The 15,971-nt window shown below is 41.8% G+C and carries 13 protein-coding genes; 2 read left to right on the top strand and 11 right to left on the bottom strand.

Annotated features, from left to right (window positions below; translation table 11 throughout):
- Window positions 1–94 precede the first annotated feature (94 nt).
- Together ABI430_02965 and ABI430_02960 are read left to right on the top strand one after the other, a co-directional pair.
- Window positions 95–742 (top strand): transposase, encoded by a 648-nt coding sequence (locus ABI430_02965; protein ID MEO8637836.1) that lies wholly within the window; start codon window positions 95–97, stop codon window positions 740–742.
- A gap of 198 nt (window positions 743–940) precedes the next feature.
- A complete protein-coding gene (locus tag ABI430_02960) occupies window positions 941–1,297 on the top strand; it encodes a hypothetical protein (protein ID MEO8637835.1) in 357 nt (118 codons plus the stop codon).
- Between the two features lie 120 nt (window positions 1,298–1,417).
- On the opposite strand, the gene trpS is transcribed toward ABI430_02960, so the two are convergent.
- The 11 genes from trpS to ABI430_02905 form a co-directional block, all read right to left on the bottom strand.
- Complete coding sequence (gene trpS / locus ABI430_02955; protein ID MEO8637834.1) at window positions 1,418–2,368, bottom strand: tryptophan--tRNA ligase; 951 nt, start codon at window positions 2,366–2,368, stop codon at window positions 1,418–1,420.
- Between the two features lie 134 nt (window positions 2,369–2,502).
- The gene (locus ABI430_02950) at window positions 2,503–5,634 is read right to left on the bottom strand and encodes a prenyltransferase/squalene oxidase repeat-containing protein (protein ID MEO8637833.1); all 3,132 of its coding nucleotides are present in this window, start codon (window positions 5,632–5,634) and stop codon (window positions 2,503–2,505) included.
- A gap of 52 nt (window positions 5,635–5,686) precedes the next feature.
- Window positions 5,687–6,124 (bottom strand): DUF805 domain-containing protein, encoded by a 438-nt coding sequence (locus ABI430_02945; GenBank protein MEO8637832.1) that lies wholly within the window; start codon window positions 6,122–6,124, stop codon window positions 5,687–5,689.
- Window positions 6,125–6,135: 11 nt separating this feature from the next.
- Window positions 6,136–6,576 (bottom strand): hypothetical protein, encoded by a 441-nt coding sequence (locus ABI430_02940; GenBank protein MEO8637831.1) that lies wholly within the window; start codon window positions 6,574–6,576, stop codon window positions 6,136–6,138.
- Window positions 6,577–6,641: 65 nt separating this feature from the next.
- Window positions 6,642–7,475, bottom strand: coding sequence for a hypothetical protein (locus ABI430_02935; protein ID MEO8637830.1), 834 nt, complete (start codon window positions 7,473–7,475; stop codon window positions 6,642–6,644).
- Window positions 7,476–7,480: 5 nt separating this feature from the next.
- Window positions 7,481–11,401, bottom strand: a complete 3,921-nt coding sequence (locus ABI430_02930; protein MEO8637829.1) for a transglutaminase domain-containing protein — start codon at window positions 11,399–11,401, stop codon at window positions 7,481–7,483.
- 149 nt (window positions 11,402–11,550) lie between these two features.
- A complete protein-coding gene (locus ABI430_02925; protein MEO8637828.1) occupies window positions 11,551–12,405 on the bottom strand; it encodes a hypothetical protein in 855 nt (284 codons plus the stop codon).
- 68 nt (window positions 12,406–12,473) lie between these two features.
- Window positions 12,474–12,677, bottom strand: a complete 204-nt coding sequence (locus tag ABI430_02920; GenBank protein MEO8637827.1) for a type II toxin-antitoxin system HicB family antitoxin — start codon at window positions 12,675–12,677, stop codon at window positions 12,474–12,476.
- A gap of 151 nt (window positions 12,678–12,828) precedes the next feature.
- Window positions 12,829–13,314: a cysteine peptidase family C39 domain-containing protein gene (locus ABI430_02915; GenBank protein MEO8637826.1), complete on the bottom strand. Its 486-nt coding sequence runs from the start codon at window positions 13,312–13,314 to the stop codon at window positions 12,829–12,831.
- A gap of 184 nt (window positions 13,315–13,498) precedes the next feature.
- A complete protein-coding gene (locus tag ABI430_02910; GenBank protein MEO8637825.1) occupies window positions 13,499–15,142 on the bottom strand; it encodes a HAMP domain-containing sensor histidine kinase in 1,644 nt (547 codons plus the stop codon).
- Window positions 15,143–15,145: 3 nt separating this feature from the next.
- Window positions 15,146–15,868 (bottom strand): class I SAM-dependent methyltransferase, encoded by a 723-nt coding sequence (locus tag ABI430_02905; protein MEO8637824.1) that lies wholly within the window; start codon window positions 15,866–15,868, stop codon window positions 15,146–15,148.
- Window positions 15,869–15,971 lie beyond the last annotated feature (103 nt).

Here is a 15,971-nt window from a genome sequence, read left to right as displayed (position 1 = left end):
AACCGTTATCAACTAACGAGAGGCGGAGAGTGCAAAGATGGGTGGCCTTATACATCAACTTGGAGGCCTCGCCTCCAAGTGCTACAATATATTCATGTCACTGCGAAAAGTAAATTTTGTTGAGGGCGAGTACTATCACGTCTACAATCGAGGGGTGGACAAACGCGCTATTTTTAATTCCATCGTCGATGTAAATCGCTTCTTTCTTAGTATGACTGAATTTAATAGAGAAGACCCGATAGGAAGTCTGTACGAAAAATCGTTTCAAAAAATTGATAATGAAAAGCCGAATCCACTCGTTTCTTTTGTTGCATACTGTCTGAATCCCAATCACTTTCATTTCATCGTCACACCTGTAGCAGAGAAGGGTATCGAACTTTTTATGCAAAGACTAGGAACGGGATATACCATGTATTTTAATGAAAGGTACGATCGGTCGGGCTGCCTTTTTCAGGGCAAATATAAGGCGTCACATATCAGTTCAAATGAGTATCTCCTTCATGTCAGCGCCTACGTTAATTTAAATAATGAAGTTCACCAACTTGGAGGCAAGGCCTCCAAGTTGGTGAAATCCAGCTGGAATGAATATATCGTCCCAAATTCAAAAGGTATATGCGATAAAGATATTATTCTCGGACAATACACAGTCAATGGGTACAAAAAATTTGCCCTTGATTCTCTCAAAGATATTATTGAAAGAAAAGAGTGTGAAAAGAATTTTCGGGATATCTTGATTGATTGATTGATTGATTGATTGCCTTTCCACTTGGAGGCCTCGCCTCCAAGTTATTGACAATCCTAAATGACTCTGCATTATAGACACAGTGAAGCACAGGGAGCTTATCTGTCGCCAATTTGAATTGAAGCCTCCCCCACTTGGAGGCGAGGCCTCCAAGTCAAAAAAGACCAAATATCCTGAAACCTGACATCAGTTATGAGCATGAACAGCAAGCCTAAGTTTAACGTCGTCGACCTCGGCATCGTAGTCGCTTTCCTCGTAATGATTGCGATACCAGTTTCGACAATACTATTTGGAAACTTAAACTCCGTCAAAAAACGCGAAGCCTGCCTCAAGAATCTCAAGAGGATTGGGGAAGCGCAAAAGGCGTGGAAGAAGCAACAGAGAATTGAGGGCGCGACCTGGCACATTTCTCCACCTGCGTTCGTCTTGGAGGGGGAAATCCTAACCCCGACGAACTATTTTGCCCAAGAACCGCGCTGTCTCTCCTTGGGGACCTACTCGATCCCGTCGCTTGATGAAAAACCGAGATGTTCGGTTCATGGCGTTGCTCCTTGAAGGTCGCAAGACTATAGACACTCCGCGAGACCCTCGCGGAGTTTTTTTCGCTCAAACATAAAAAAATAAAAAGGACCCAATCTAAATCATCCTTATAAACTCCAGTTTTTAAGGATGTTATTAGTAGAGCCTCACGCCAATTTTTTCTCGCACAATTTCCATTTTGGCTTGGGCGACTTTACGAGCCTTCTCCCCTCCCCTTTTCAAAAGTTCCAAAACTTTCTTTTCGTCTTTAGCAATTTTTTCACGTCGCTCGCGAAGTGGCGCAATGAGTGAGGTCAAGTCTTTGAGCAGTGCTTCCTTCAAATCTTTGTACTTCCCCTTTTTTTCTTCGTAGAGAGTATCGAGAGAGTTTTTGTCGCGAAGAAGCTCGTGAATGGCTCGAACATTTTTTGGCATTCCTGCGGAGGAATCCGTCACAATGCCCATCACTAAATCTCTAAGCTCGTCATCCGTTGCAAATAAAGGAATGGTATTTTTGTAGCTCTTGCTCATCTTTTGCCCATCTGTCCCGGGCACCACTGCCACTTCCTTCATCATGTGCGCCTCGGGCAGTTTGAACGTCTCGCCGAAAATCCTGTTAAATTTCTCCGCCGTATCGCGGGCAATCTCGATATGCTGTTTCTGATCAAGTCCCACAGGCACGAGGTCGGCATCATAGAGCAAAATGTCCGCCGCCATGAGCATCGGGTAATCGAATACTCCGACATTGATTTCTTTGTTCTTCGTTTCGGCATCCTTGAAAGCGTGGGCTCGCATAAGATACGGCATCGTGGTTATGCAATTGAAAATCCACGCGAGCTCGGCATGAGCTGGGATATCCGATTGCTTGTAGAGAAGCGCCTTTTCGGGGTCAAGCCCGATTGCAAGATAATCAATCGCAACATCCAAAATCGCCTGGCTCATCTCTTCCTTATTCTGCACTGAAGTGAGCGCGTGAAGGTCGGGAATAAAAATATGACAGTCATATTCATCCTGGAACGTCACAAATTGACGCATCGCGCCGAAATAATTGCCAATATGCGGCCTCCCCGTCGGCTTCACCCCCGAAAGCAATATCTTTTTTGACATGCGAACAGTATATCAACAAATCTCGCTAGCTCCAATCCCTCCATCTGTCCAAAGTGTTCCATCTGTCCAAAGAGACGCTTTGGACACCCCACGTCAAGGTTAAACCTTGACATGGGCCGGTAGTTCTAAAAAATTTAGAAATCCACTACAGAGCCAGGTCGACGTTTTTCCAACACATCGGGCGGAGGTTTTTGATGCTTGATAGTTACTAAGGCAGTCGAGTAGACTCTGACTGTCCCGTTATGACCGTCATCAATATCGGCTCTCAAGAACTTGGGGCCATTTGCAATTGGAGAGGTGTTCCAAACATATTCATTGATTGGGTCATCTTCCAATATTTTCTTGATTATGACCTGGTTGCTGTTGTTCGGATTATTGTCCAAATCGTAATACAGTGTGATTGACGCATTGTCGTCCGGGTCATCATCAGTCCATTTGATAACATACGTTCTGTCTGCATTTTGTGGCACTCCCGCGACCGGCGCCCTAAAGACAAATGTTGGAGCAGTGTTGCCGGCAATAATTTCAAAGGTCCCTCCCCATTCCGTTTCCGCAGAATCTTTGCCGGCAAAATCTCGAACAATCACTTTGATCTTGTATCCTGTTCCAAGCAGGTTGCCCGGAATAGTCCAGGCGTACGTGCGAGTGCCGGTGAGTAAGCCTTGTTCAGTACCAATAAGGTGCCAAGTTAAATCGTTCGGTTCGTAATAGTAGAATGTCGCGCTCTTGACAATGCCTCCGAGTGAGCCAATGTCATCGCCAACAGTGTATTGAATCAGTTTCGTTTTTTTATTTTCCATCACCCTGTCCGATTCGCCCACAATAAAAACGCCGGTGACAGTCGGGTTTGCAGTATCCGGCTTCAGGTTCGTGTATACATTCATGTCCGAAATATTGGTGTCAGCCGTCGCGAACTTCCTCGTGTATGCTTCATAACGAAAATCATTTACGCGAGCATATCCTGTCCCCCATGGAATATCTTTCTGGAGGAATATTCCATCTTTGTCGGACTGCGCGGTCGTGGACGCTGTCACGCCGAGAATCTGAACCTCGGGCACAATTCCGTCGATTGCCTTTACTTTGCCCGTCGCAGTTCCGTGAGTATAGTTTTGAACGACGCTACTTGCCTTGATTGACGCCATACTACTTCCGCTAAAAAAGAAAAGAGGTCCTGCATTATCAGAATCAGATGTTCCAAGCGTGACTTCGTACAGAGCGTCGTTTACAAGTCCATCAGGTGTTACTGTCGCGCCGGACGAGGTCGTTGTTGAAGTAATGTTACGCGATGACCATGTAGATGTGCCCGCCGCTCGCCACATGAGCACAATATTTTTGAGCTTCGGATCGCTCTTCACCGGCCACTTCCAGGTAATCGCGGCCTTGCCTCCGGAAACATTTTTGTACGCTACAAAATACATTGGGAGCGCCGGACGGCCGTCAGATGCCCCCGCATAGGTAAGAGTTTCCTCATACCGCGACCCCGGATGAATCACGCCACTTGTTCCCTCGACGAATACTTTGAATTTCACAGCGCCGAGGTAGTTTCTTGTGTTGTTGATTCCGACGGTAACGTCAGTGGAGGAGTTCGCGTTCACAACGATGTGGTTGGTTGGGAAATCGAACGAACTAGTGAGAACATCGTCCGCAATGATGTGAAGCGTGCCAGAATCTACTGCTAAATTGCCGGGATTCGTCATCCGAATTTTGAATACCGTCGTTGTGCCGGTCTCTATGATTGAGGTTGGGATAATATCGGTAATGAGAAGTTGTCCCGAGTTGGTTGCAATCGAGAGCGCCTTCGCGACCTTCGCCGTTATATAAATATCGTCGCTGAAACTTCCGCTGCTTTTCTGTTCGCGTTCGAAATACTCTACCGTCTTAAGTTGAAAGGTGGGGGTTTGACCGGCGGCTTTGATTGCGTGGTAGGCAAGCGCAGTGTTGAGGACATCATTTCCCCAAGTGCCGTTCGATAGTTGCGTGCTCACAAAAGACGAAACCGCCGGGTCAAGCGTGTCATTTACTTTTGTGGCGCCAAGTGTGCGGTTTTTCCAAAGCAGAAGAGCTTCAATTACTTCGCTTGTCGCGGGTATTGAGCTTACTCCGCTTGGGGAGACGCTCCATCCGTTATCAAATCGTTGTTTGCCAATGAGATAGGTGATTGCGCGTGAAGCAGTAACATTCGGTTCACCCCCTTCGTCCTTGTAATCGGAGGCATGAAGCGCCTGAATTGCTTTCGCGGTGGTAATGGGGTCAGCTTCGTAGCTTCGGTCAAAGGCAAATCCGCCCGTATCTTGGTCAATATCGTTTACGAGCGATGCTATTGTGGATGTGCCAGCTCCGGCTCGAGCCATTATTTTTAATTGTTGAGCGAGATAATCATTGTTATCAATAATATAACTATCGAGCCACGTAACACCGTTGTCCGTCGTCGTTCCGGTAATCCCATTCACTTGAAGCGCGTCCAGGACCGCGACCGTCGTTATAAATTTAGTGGAAGTGGCAGTGCCCCACGACCCGTCCGTATTTTGTTTGCCGACAAGATATGCGATTGAGCGTTGGCTCACAGATGACACATCGGCATAGGCGTTCTTCGGTGTAAGGAAAGCTATCAGGTTATCAACTGCGCGCCCCATTGAATTCCAAATCTTTTCAATCAAAGAAACTTTTTTTATCTTTGTCTCGGGTTCAACAGGTGTAACATCAAGAATCTTGACATCGGGCTCAACAGGCGTAATTGCCTCGGGATTCAACACCTTCGCGCTTGCGCCATCAAAAACAGTATTTCCAAGCTGAACAAAGCCCTGCGCGACAAGGTCAAAATAGTTCGCTGGAAGCTGACCTTCCTCGACAAGTTTTTTCGCAATGGAAAACTGGAGACCATCGTCCATGAGCCCTTTCTTTTCGGTCTTCGTCGAAGGCCACATGAAAAACGTTCCATCAATCGAGGATTTGTCGCTCCGATACTGCTTCACCAATTCCTTAATATCGAGAGGTATGTCAAGCACGTTGAGAGCTTCATCAGAGTTGAGCGCAACACTTTCACCATTTATTATTACCTTCTCGTCCCAGTTAATACGAGAGATATCTCCATAGACCTCTGCTCCAATCGTAACCTCCGGAATGTGAATAAGGGAAGCGAGTGACACAGAGCCCTGCGGTGTCGGCACCGCGGCCGAAACAGCATGAGGAACAAACGCCGGCAAAACCATCACGACAACCAAAAAAGCAGAGATGGTTTTTGAAAAGATATTTTGTTTTGTTTTCATGTAATTCATAAATTAATTAGGTAAAAAAGTGGTAAAAAGATGTCAGAAATCTTTATGTTATCATTTTATGAGTTATCGGATTTATTTTTTTTGGTGCTGATTTGTATAGTATAACTTCCTCAACAAAACTTCCTACAGGCTCTTCACCATATTCATTTTTACCCTTGTCACTTCCTCTAAAAAATGTAAAGAGTGACACTGGGAGCAGTGGAAAAAGTAAAGATGCATGGCGTGTTGAATAGTCTTGACCTCGACGAGTTGCGATTATTTTCATTGCCACCATCATAAAAACCAAAAGAGCAAAACAAATAAACTTTATAATGTTGCTAAATATTTCACTATTTATTAAATGGTTTAGTTTATAAAGCAACAAAATAAATACTGGTATTGAAAGTAAGATTAGAAAAAAAGCAATAATAAAATGTATTCTACTTATCCTACCTTTATACGGTTTTGTAATTATTTCGTTAAATTTGTCTATTTTTTCCATTTATTTTTTAATTAATTATTCATATCTTTACCTCCAGGTAATCCTCTGTGAAGTCTACTATGCAATTCTTCTTTTTCTGGCTCATAATCCTTAAGGCGAATTTGAAAAAAGAAGTTTATACCATCTATCCTTTGCGCGGGATCAGTTAAACGAGAAAGAATAAGCAAAAGATTAATTAATGCTTCTTGAGAAAGCTTTTGTTTTAAATCTAAAATATTTGTAACAATAAAAGTTAATTCTTTAATTCTCTCTCCGTTTTCTTTAATATCTAATCCAGAGATATTATCTTCAAAGGCTGCCCAACTTGCATTTAAATTATCATTTTTTACTTTTTCAATAAATTCACTTTCCGAATAAGAATAAAAGCAATCAATAGATTTATAAAATCTATACTGAATATCATTCTCATTTTTAATTCCTTTTAAATCTATAATAATTTTTTTATTTTCCATACAATTTTAATGGGATATAATCTTCTTCACGTACTGAAACTCTTTCTTTTCTGTTGCAAAGTTCGCTAATTTTCAAGCCTGTTTAAGATACTTATAACAGAATATTGATCTTCTGTTGTCGACGGGGTAAAGGACTGTTTCTGCTCTTTCCATAAATAATATTTTGAACCATCCCATTTGTAGGCACGATATACTTTTCGGTAGTTGAAGTTCAATGTACTCTCATCCCAATTTAATCTAATATCAAATGGAAAAACAATTTCTGGAATACCATCTTTATCGACGTCGTAGATCTTTGTCATACCGGAGTCCGCACCGAACGCCAGGGAGGGCGACACTTTTCCGTCTGGACGGATGTGCTCATCGTAAGGGGTAATCAGGTCAAAGCCATCACCATTCCACTTATATACCAACATAGCTCCACCTTGATCATTATCCAAAAGAGCAATGAGTTCATTTACTCCGTCAGCCGTTAGGTCGTATACTCCAACTTTTACTCTTGGGTCAGTAAATTCATCCGCACTTTCCCAAATAAGTTTAATTTCTCCGGGAGTTTTTTCTTCAAAAACCAAAATTCCTTCCGAGTGTCTGCGGAGATTCATGTCTTCCGAGTGTAAATTTTTTAGATTAATCAGATAATAGGTAATGATGAGATTCTTAGGACCATCTTTTGTTAAGGAAAATCTCGGATAATCTTTACCTTTTGTAATGATGACATCATTAATACGATTTTGTCTGTCATACGGGTCGCTCGAATCAAAGTCACTATCCGGAGATGGTGCCAAAGTTGTCGTTTGCAGGTCCTGTTTTTTTGAATTACTTGAAAAATAATAGAAGCTCGCTCCTAAAATTACGAGTATTCCTATTGATGTAATAATTTTGATAGTATTTTTAGACATATTGTTTATTCGATTATTTCTTTAAATATTCCTTCTTTATTATTCCACCTTGAAATTACAGCATCGGCATAACTTTCTGCCCCTTTACCACCCCCATTGTAATCTCTTAAAGCTGACCACCAGTCTTCATCATTTATATTATATTTAATTTTCAAGTAATTAGCCCCTATTTTTATACTCAAATCAGGATCAAATAAATTTATGATTGGCACAGCATCTTGTGGTTTCTCGGCTGGATCAGTAGCAGGACGTCTTTTCTCAAGGTCAGCTAAAACTAATCTGGTTAGCGCTGTCTCGTACATTGCTTGCAAAATCCCGTAGCTCGAAGCAAGTAAAAGTTGCGCTGTAAAATTCCAATCTTCCCCTGGATCCTTATACAGGACCCAGAACCTATCTGGATTTTTATCTAACAATTCTTGAGCGGTAAGATTACCATCTTCATCTGCACTAATATCGAAACCGTCCTGATATCCACTCATGCGCTTACTCCATTCAAGATACTGCGATTTTGAAGGAACTTGATCACCCTGTTCTACAGAACCATGAATTGCAGTGCCCCCAACTGCGAAATGTCTCTCTGGATGGCTCTTTATGCGAGCGGCAGCTGTTGCACTTGGACCAGAGTACCAGTCATAATCTTTGTGGGCTTCGTATCTATACGCCTTAGCATCAAATATACTTTGCTTTAACACATCGCTGTACGTACAACATGATTCTTGATAAGCCATTGATTTTAGGAGGTCTGGAGGAATGTCATTTTTCAATCCGTATTTGAAGAACAATTTATCAAAGCCAGGATACAAATCACCTAACCTCTTTTCTTTTATTTTCACTGTAACTTTCTGCGGCGCTCCATAACCAGCACTGAAAACTACAAGGCCCTTTTCAATATTCTCTGAGCTGATTGTCTTTTTGTCCGTCCAGGTATAAATCCCTAAACCGAAAGGATGGGCTGTGTAGAAGACTTCCCATTGTATATCTGCCGGTTTCGTGAATGATTGATTATTGCTTGGAGAAATAATGATTGCGTCGACATATCCAGTATGATGACGAAGCCAATTTTGGGCGGCGTTTGAAAATACCTCCACAGTGTACCCCCCATTCAATCCTTCGCCAATAGCATACGTCCCGCCTCCGCCCGCAAAATCAATAGTGATATAGAAGAGACCTTGCCATTGTCCGTACGTTATGGGTGCCGTAGGAGTGTAGATGCTTCTTCCATCACCTATCGCTGAATGAAAGGCCGACTTTGTGCTTGCGGAGATATTGAGGGAATCAATATCACTTTCGTTCGCCTTTGTAATCTTGCGCATTGTTACTCCCGGGAAACGACCGCTTGATACCAGCTTCAAGCCCTTGACTGTCGCCACTGATTCAACGTTGAAATTGTCTTCAAAGATGTCGGACTCGTCTTGGGATGCTTGGAGACCGAACAGTGCAATAAATTCTTTTTTGTGAGCATTAATAGTATCTCCAAATCTATTAAAATATCTAACCGTTGATGAGGAATCGATTCGTAAACCCTTCCAGTCAAAGGAGTAGGGCTGTCCGTTGCTGTATGTTATGGCGAGACCGTTTGAAACCGCGGCCTGTGTGGCAATATGGGTAAAGTCAGCACCCATTATGGCTGATAGTTCCTGCTGGGTGTATTGCAAACTATCCAAGTAATTGAGCGAGCTTTCATGGAGTATCTGATTGGAGATGAAGCTACTCGATTGTGTATCCGCCTTCGGACGAATTTCGCGTGGGACTACTCGGTCGGTATTGAGCGCAATGGCTTCCGTGTTCCCCGTGGTAAGTTTGTTATCAACTGTGTCAGAAATATTTTCAGTTATTGCTCCGCCAATTGACCGGACAGGCACTTTAAATTCCAAAGAATACTTTTGCTTCTGCCCCATGCTGGTAGGTGTACCGCCTGTCGCCACAGCATTGCCGTTTATTTTTATTTTCGGCTTTACGTTGACGATAGAGAGCGGGACCACGTCATAAATGGTATCAAAAGAATCTATGATGGTTTGATCATTTGGAGTTGCGGCATCATAGGCAATGAGAAGTTCTTTATCCGCCAAGTCTGAAACATAGGCTGTGTAGTTAAGCACCTCGTTGTTATTGCTATCGTTCTGCATAGTAAACTTGATCGAATGTCGGAGTGCAGATGGTATGTAATCGTATGTATTCAAATCTGCAGAAATTTTATAAGGAAGTGAGCCCGGAATAAATTCAAGATTTTGAACGTTCGTATAAGACCTCATAAGGGCATCATCATAGTTGAGATCCGGATAATATTCAGGGCTATGGGAAGCTAAATATCTTGTCACCTCGCTCTTAAATGCTCCAAGTGGCTCCATCGACGGATAATTTCCGTTGAGATAATCATCGAAGAATTTTTCAATAGTGAAACCGTTTGTATTCAAAATATCTACCACATCAGCAAATCGCTCAAAGTAATATGAGTTCACAGAAGGATCCATCGCCACCCATTGCTTCGTTCCTCCGTCTTTCATGTCAGCGCCTCGGCTGTAACCGTATGGAATATATGCTTCAACATATGTGTGTTCGACGACGAAAAACGGCTCTCCGTTTTGTGTGTAAAGTGTGTAAGGTATTTTTTCGAGCGACAAAATCTGCGCGGCAGATATGGCAGAATCAACCCCCAAAAGGTCTGTAACCGTGCTTATGTCCATCTTTGCGTCCACCTGCCGATATCGAGCTGGGATGCCACTATATCGAAGCATTGCAATCAAAAGCGAGGATTGGTCCATGTCGTTACCAGCGCGTTCAATGAGCGTGGGAGAGGAGCCTTTCTTCGAGCCGTAGTAAGGCACATACTCAATGTTGTTTCGGACAAAGTTCAACATGGTGAGCGGATCTTTGCCGAGCAAGTTTGCCTCGTCTTGAAGCGCCTGTGAAAAAGTTATCTCGCCACCCGGGGCGAGATAGTCATTCGGATTATTGCTTGCGTCTGCTATCGCTTCTCCCGAGCCGAAAATCCACGTCAGTACGCCTCCCTCTTTTTTTGTTTTATCAAAATTCGAATTGAAAGATGTTCCATTTTGGAAGATTTTCTCAATCTTCTTGAACATATTTCCCTGCTCTTTTGCTTGGGAAAAATCTCGCTCATATCTATCCGCAGGAGCAGTATTAATTTCCCCCTCGAAGGTTTCGACTTTGAACGGTTCCTGTTTGATGAGCCGTTCCGCTTCCGCTTTTTCCTTTTCTTCGTCCGAGTTACCCATTACAAAATCATATGCTTTGCCGAGTAAGCCTTTTTCTTCCGGACCCTTTTTCAATTGCTCTTCGAAAGCCGTGAGTCGGTCGAGCGCGACTTGCGGGAGTATATTTCTGACAAGATGTTCTCGAACTGCCTTTAACTCGTCTTCAATAGATAAATTGCTGTTCTTTTTGAACTTTGCATTTTGAGGAATTATTTCTTCGGTTGTGGTTGCAACAGCTTCTTCTGTCGCGGGTGCCGAAGATTCTGCCGATGGAGTTGCGGTAGGAGAAGGTGCCGGCGTTGGTGTCGAAGTAGGTGATGAAGAAGGAGTGGGAGTGGGAGTCGAGGAAGGGGTGGGAGTAGGAGTAGGTGTGGGTGTAGACTCTGCGTTTGTCGCGGTTGAAGTCCCATTTGATACGTGAGCTTGCGGTTGTTCAAGGGGAGAAGGCTCATTGACAACATTTGCCGGCACATCCGAAGTCGTCACCCCGGGAGCTAACGACTCGTCGCCTGCTTGTAGTTCATTTAAGAGCTCGCTAAATGCTCTCGTATCTTCCTGAATTGGAGAGCGCAAGGACAAGTCGCCTTGATAAGCCAAGACTTGCGCCGTCGGAGATGTCAAAAGTGACAATACAAGACAATAGAGTATCACTTTTTCTATGAGTCTTCTCAATCTACGAATTATTTTGTGAAAGGCAAAATATCGTATCATGAAGGGTGTTTGCCCTAAGTATACATAGCCACGAAAAATGTCAAATTCACTTTAGACTAACCCAAGGTTCAACCTTCATGTCAAGTCTACAGCCCCACGTCATCAACAAAGTTCACAAAGGTTGAACCATTGTGCGGTTCATAACTTTATTAATTTACTCTTGCTTTAAGTGTGCTGACCAAAGTGTCCATGTCTTTGAGTAGCTTAGAATCGAATGTGTCACCTTTTTCTAGAACATAATCAATTTGATAGAAATTACTGCCCAGTTTAATAGGAGAACGGCACCCATTATCCGATGCGGTACCCATAATACAGAAATTGAAATACTTTTCAGTACTCATCTCATATATAGTTGGTGTCTTTGACCTGGAAATATACTGACTATCAATTTTAATTGAGGAAAAATCCGATTGATTGCATACCAATACGCCACCTGCACCGAGATTATCTCCTGCAGAATCAATTTTTGTAATAATTACAGCATGATTGCTAAAATCTATCTTTGTATTTTCTTGGCTATATCCCGCGATATGACTCACCGTCCAGTGCTTAGGCATTTTAAAAGTGTATCCATATTTTTTATCGCTAAAATCAATCCAACTTGAGTCGGGACTTGAAATGCTTATCACTTCGGGCCTAGTCGCCTCAAACTCTTTTTCACATGATGAAAACGGATTAGCAGATGAAGAAGTGGTTGCATACTGAATACCAAATGATCCTGACATTGTGTGTACGAAAAGTCCTGCACTATCTGGAATCGGATTGCTCGTATATGTTATCTGGTCGGTGGTGCTACCAGTGAAAGTACCTGCTACATCCCCTATAGTAAGTTCGCCACCTGTAACTATGGGCTGACCAACAAACAAAACCTCCGAACTTGGTTCGGGTAATGAATCCACTAAAGTCGGCTCACCTAAGGTATCGTTCGAAACATTTTTCAGTATGAAAATCCCGAAAATGAGCAAAGCAACTACTGACAACTGGATTGCTAGTTTTTTCTTCATATATTTAATTCGTATCACTTTGGAGGCAAGACCTCCAAGTTTAAACAGAGATTCAACCTCTGTTCGGTTCAATATACGCTTAACATCTCGCGTCCGTTTTTCTCCTCGAGAATGAGCGCGATTACTTCCCGAATGTTCTTGATTGTCTCATCCAACGTTTTGCCCTGACTATAACAGCCGTCAAAAACAGGACATTCAACAACATAAAATCCGTCACTGTCTTTTTCAATAACAATGGGAAGCTGTTTTTTTCCGGCTCTAATTTTTTTCATGACTAAAATCTACCACAAAATCAAGGAGTATTCAACTGCTCACCATGTCATTCTCGCAGAGGTTGCCGATTTCTAAACAGGAAAGCCCGTGTCAAGGTTAAACCTTGACACGGATTGAGATATACATTTACAGACCTCTTGCGAAGTAGATTTATCTACTTCGGGTCTTTTTCTTTGAAGCAACACACATCCAGCGTAACTGAATATCTGTATTTTTTACCGGATACCACATACCGTCGTAATCCATCCAAAGACGCATGAATACTATTTTTTGTATTTTCTTAGTTGTTCCTGTGTGTGGATCTGCAAGGTAGATATGACTTTTGGTAATCTTTTCCAGAACACTTACATGACCGATGTATCCATCGAGCATCCACGAAAGAATGATAACGTTATTTTTTTTATTATAAAACGCAAGATCGCTCCACTGCGTGTTTATTTTCTCTTTCACATTGAGATCAAATTTTTTGAGGGTGTATACTATATCAGTATTCGAAAAACCCTCTTCTTCTTTGTATTTTGAAACAGTGGCGATTTCTTTATATGAGTGTTTAATATTAAAATATTTTAAAACCATCTCAATAGTTGTTGGACCACATGCTGATTCATCACGTTGTTTTAGGGGAGAGATTTTCATAACTACCTTATTATAACACGAGATAAAATTTTCATAAATGCTGCCGAAAATCCGCCCTTGTCAGTCTCAAGTTTCAACTTTCCTGTCAGGCTTCAACCCCCCCCCCGCATCATTCACAAAGGTTCAACCTTTGTGCTTTAAGGCAACACTTTTTTAAAGCAACACTTTTATTAAAAATTAGATATTAGGAATTAGCTATTGCTTTCTTTATTGGTAACTCGACGAAGAATGTCGCTCCTTTGTCGGCACCTTCAGACTCGGCCCAGATGCGCCCGCCGTGCTTTTCAACGATACCTTTTGCAAAAAAGAGTCCGTAGCCGGTCGAGGCGACGTTCACCTTCACTGATTCAATTCCCCTTCCCCCTTCGGTAAATAGTCTGCCCTTATCTTCGAGGGTTATTCCAATTCCCGTGTCTTTGACGGTGAAAAGAATTTTGTCGTTCAGGCGCTTGAGCGACACAGTTACGCTTCCTTTCATTGTGTAGCGCACAGAGTTGTCTATAAGATTCCGAATGACATGCTTTTCAAGTTGCTCCTTGTCCCCTGTTATCAAGTAATCGGCATTCTCAATATGTACATCCAATTTCAAACCCCTTGCCTCCGCAGTAGGCTTCATCTCCTCGACTTGCGCAAGCACAGACGCTTTTATATCAAATGGAGCCATAGTGAACGTCATTGTCCCCTTCTTCACATTCGCGGAATTCAAAATCGTCATAATCGTCTCCACACCTGCTCTATTTGCCTTGAGAGCTATGTCTGAAGCATTTTTGAGCTCGGGAGAAATCGGTCCAAAATCTTCATCTATAATCCCCGCAAATACACTGGCGCTCTTTGACAAATAGCCCTTAATCTCATGACTGATGAAATGTACCAGCCCTTCCAACTGCTCATTCAACTTTTCAATTTTTTCCCTCTGCTCTACTTCCTTTTGGACGCTTCGCACTAAGAATACGCTCAAAATGATAGCCATGAAGAGTGTTACACCAACTACTATGTGACTAATAGAAATCTCATTAATAAAAATAAGAGCGAACAATAACGCACAGAGCGAAAATACAAAAACTTGCGTCGCTAGAAGTTTAATATGGAATGTCTTAAACTTTACAATTAGATAAGATAGAAAGGCAAGAAAAAGAACCATCCCGAGAGGGCCGACCAAGTTCATTTGATAAATCTGGGTTACTTCTCCAAAAATATTTGATGCGGCAAACAGACCGAGAAAAATCGAAGCACCCGATATCAAAAATAAAATCTGCCCCTTGAAATCTTTGTCTTCATTTTTTGCAAATGAACCCCTTAATCCTTTAATTCCAATCATTATGATCCAAAAAATAGAAAGAATTTCAAACCCGTACACTCCATAAAGCAGAGGACCTACGTTTGATTCACAATTAGCAAGATCGAATGATTGCATATTGAAGCTATACGGAGTCAAGAAAGTTACTGCTACTATAACCAATGAGAAAAAATATTTTAATGAATAGGATGCATCTCTCTTTTCTACAAAGACATAAATAAAATAGACTACAAATATTGGGATGAAAATTTCAAGAATTGCTGATATTTGCCAGGAGAAATGAACAATTTGACCATATACTCCCACCCATTGAACAATAATATTGAGCACCCACAAGGAGAACGAAATCGAGATTCCGAAAAAGAGCTTACTCTGAAGAGAATAATTATCTTTTAAAAGAATATAAAATCCGAGAAAGAGGGAAATAACTATTACGGGAAGATATGCGTAAAATAATAAGGTCGGTGCAAAGCTAAAATCAAAAAAAGTCGCAAACTGTGGAACTGCTAATGAGCAATATAGATCCTCCATAAATTACTTGATTATCATTGGGCTTAAAATTGTCTCCGCTTTCCAATATTCGCAATCAGCTGGTGGAGTAACTTTTGTAACTTTAGAATGTATGTTTTTAAGTTGGAATCCTGCTTCTTGTAACTTTGCAAGATGCACTTCCCCAAACTTATCGACTTCATCTGAATAGTAAGTAAACACTCCCCCATTTTTCAACTTTTTGTAGGCGAACGGAAAAAAAGTGAAATGATTTTGATACAGCTCTTTTTCTGCCAAAGGGTATGTATCAAATAATATACCATCGAGAGAGTTATCAGCAACATCATCTATTACTTCTTCCCAAAGACCCTCAAGAATCTGAGTTTCATATTTAGCAGTTTTGGCAAATTTTCTCGCTTCATCCGCAACTTCCTTATTTGCCTCTATAATAATATGTTTTAATATGGGGCTCTTTTGAATAAACCTAGCAGAAATACCCATTCCATAACCTAGTTCTAGAACAACACCACCTTTTGACGAAGCAATATTTGCAAGTTCTTCCATATATGGTGTCTCCCAATCCTCCATGACCGCATAACCAAAAATCTTGAGATCATGCTCAGAGAAGACTGCTTTTGCGTCTTTCCATTCTGCTTTCTTAAACGATATGGCTGCTTCATCTGATTCCTTATACTTTTTTTCCCAATTCGGTATTTGAGAAAGAAAATCAGCGTCTTTTTCGTTTTTTTTATTATGTACATCTTTCATATATTTATGATTAAAAAATAATGACCCAACATTTATCTACATTTGTGTCTACACTGCTCATTTGAGTCGGCGAAGAAAAGGCTAATATCCCGATTATTCAATA

It is taken from the genome of Candidatus Taylorbacteria bacterium (assembly GCA_039934295.1).
GTDB lineage: Bacteria > Patescibacteriota > Minisyncoccia > Phycocordibacterales > HO2-43-120 > HO2-43-120.
This window is presented reverse-complemented; position numbering and strand designations above follow the sequence as displayed.

Excerpts from the sequence above, each read along its gene's own strand:
- ABI430_02965 (MEO8637836.1), top strand. The coding sequence starts at position 95 with ATGTCACTGCGAAAAGTAAATTTTGTTGAGGGCGAGTACTATCACGTC.
- ABI430_02960 (MEO8637835.1), top strand. The coding sequence starts at position 941 with ATGAACAGCAAGCCTAAGTTTAACGTCGTCGACCTCGGCATCGTAGTC.
- trpS (MEO8637834.1), bottom strand. The coding sequence starts at position 2,368 with ATGTCAAAAAAGATATTGCTTTCGGGGGTGAAGCCGACGGGGAGGCCG.
- ABI430_02950 (MEO8637833.1), bottom strand. The coding sequence starts at position 5,634 with ATGAAAACAAAACAAAATATCTTTTCAAAAACCATCTCTGCTTTTTTG.
- ABI430_02945 (MEO8637832.1), bottom strand. The coding sequence starts at position 6,124 with ATGGAAAAAATAGACAAATTTAACGAAATAATTACAAAACCGTATAAA.
- ABI430_02940 (MEO8637831.1), bottom strand. The coding sequence starts at position 6,576 with ATGGAAAATAAAAAAATTATTATAGATTTAAAAGGAATTAAAAATGAG.
- ABI430_02935 (MEO8637830.1), bottom strand. The coding sequence starts at position 7,475 with ATGTCTAAAAATACTATCAAAATTATTACATCAATAGGAATACTCGTA.
- ABI430_02930 (MEO8637829.1), bottom strand. The coding sequence starts at position 11,401 with ATGATACGATATTTTGCCTTTCACAAAATAATTCGTAGATTGAGAAGA.
- ABI430_02925 (MEO8637828.1), bottom strand. The coding sequence starts at position 12,405 with ATGAAGAAAAAACTAGCAATCCAGTTGTCAGTAGTTGCTTTGCTCATT.
- ABI430_02920 (MEO8637827.1), bottom strand. The coding sequence starts at position 12,677 with ATGAAAAAAATTAGAGCCGGAAAAAAACAGCTTCCCATTGTTATTGAA.
- ABI430_02915 (MEO8637826.1), bottom strand. The coding sequence starts at position 13,314 with ATGAAAATCTCTCCCCTAAAACAACGTGATGAATCAGCATGTGGTCCA.
- ABI430_02910 (MEO8637825.1), bottom strand. The coding sequence starts at position 15,142 with ATGGAGGATCTATATTGCTCATTAGCAGTTCCACAGTTTGCGACTTTT.
- ABI430_02905 (MEO8637824.1), bottom strand. The coding sequence starts at position 15,868 with ATGAAAGATGTACATAATAAAAAAAACGAAAAAGACGCTGATTTTCTT.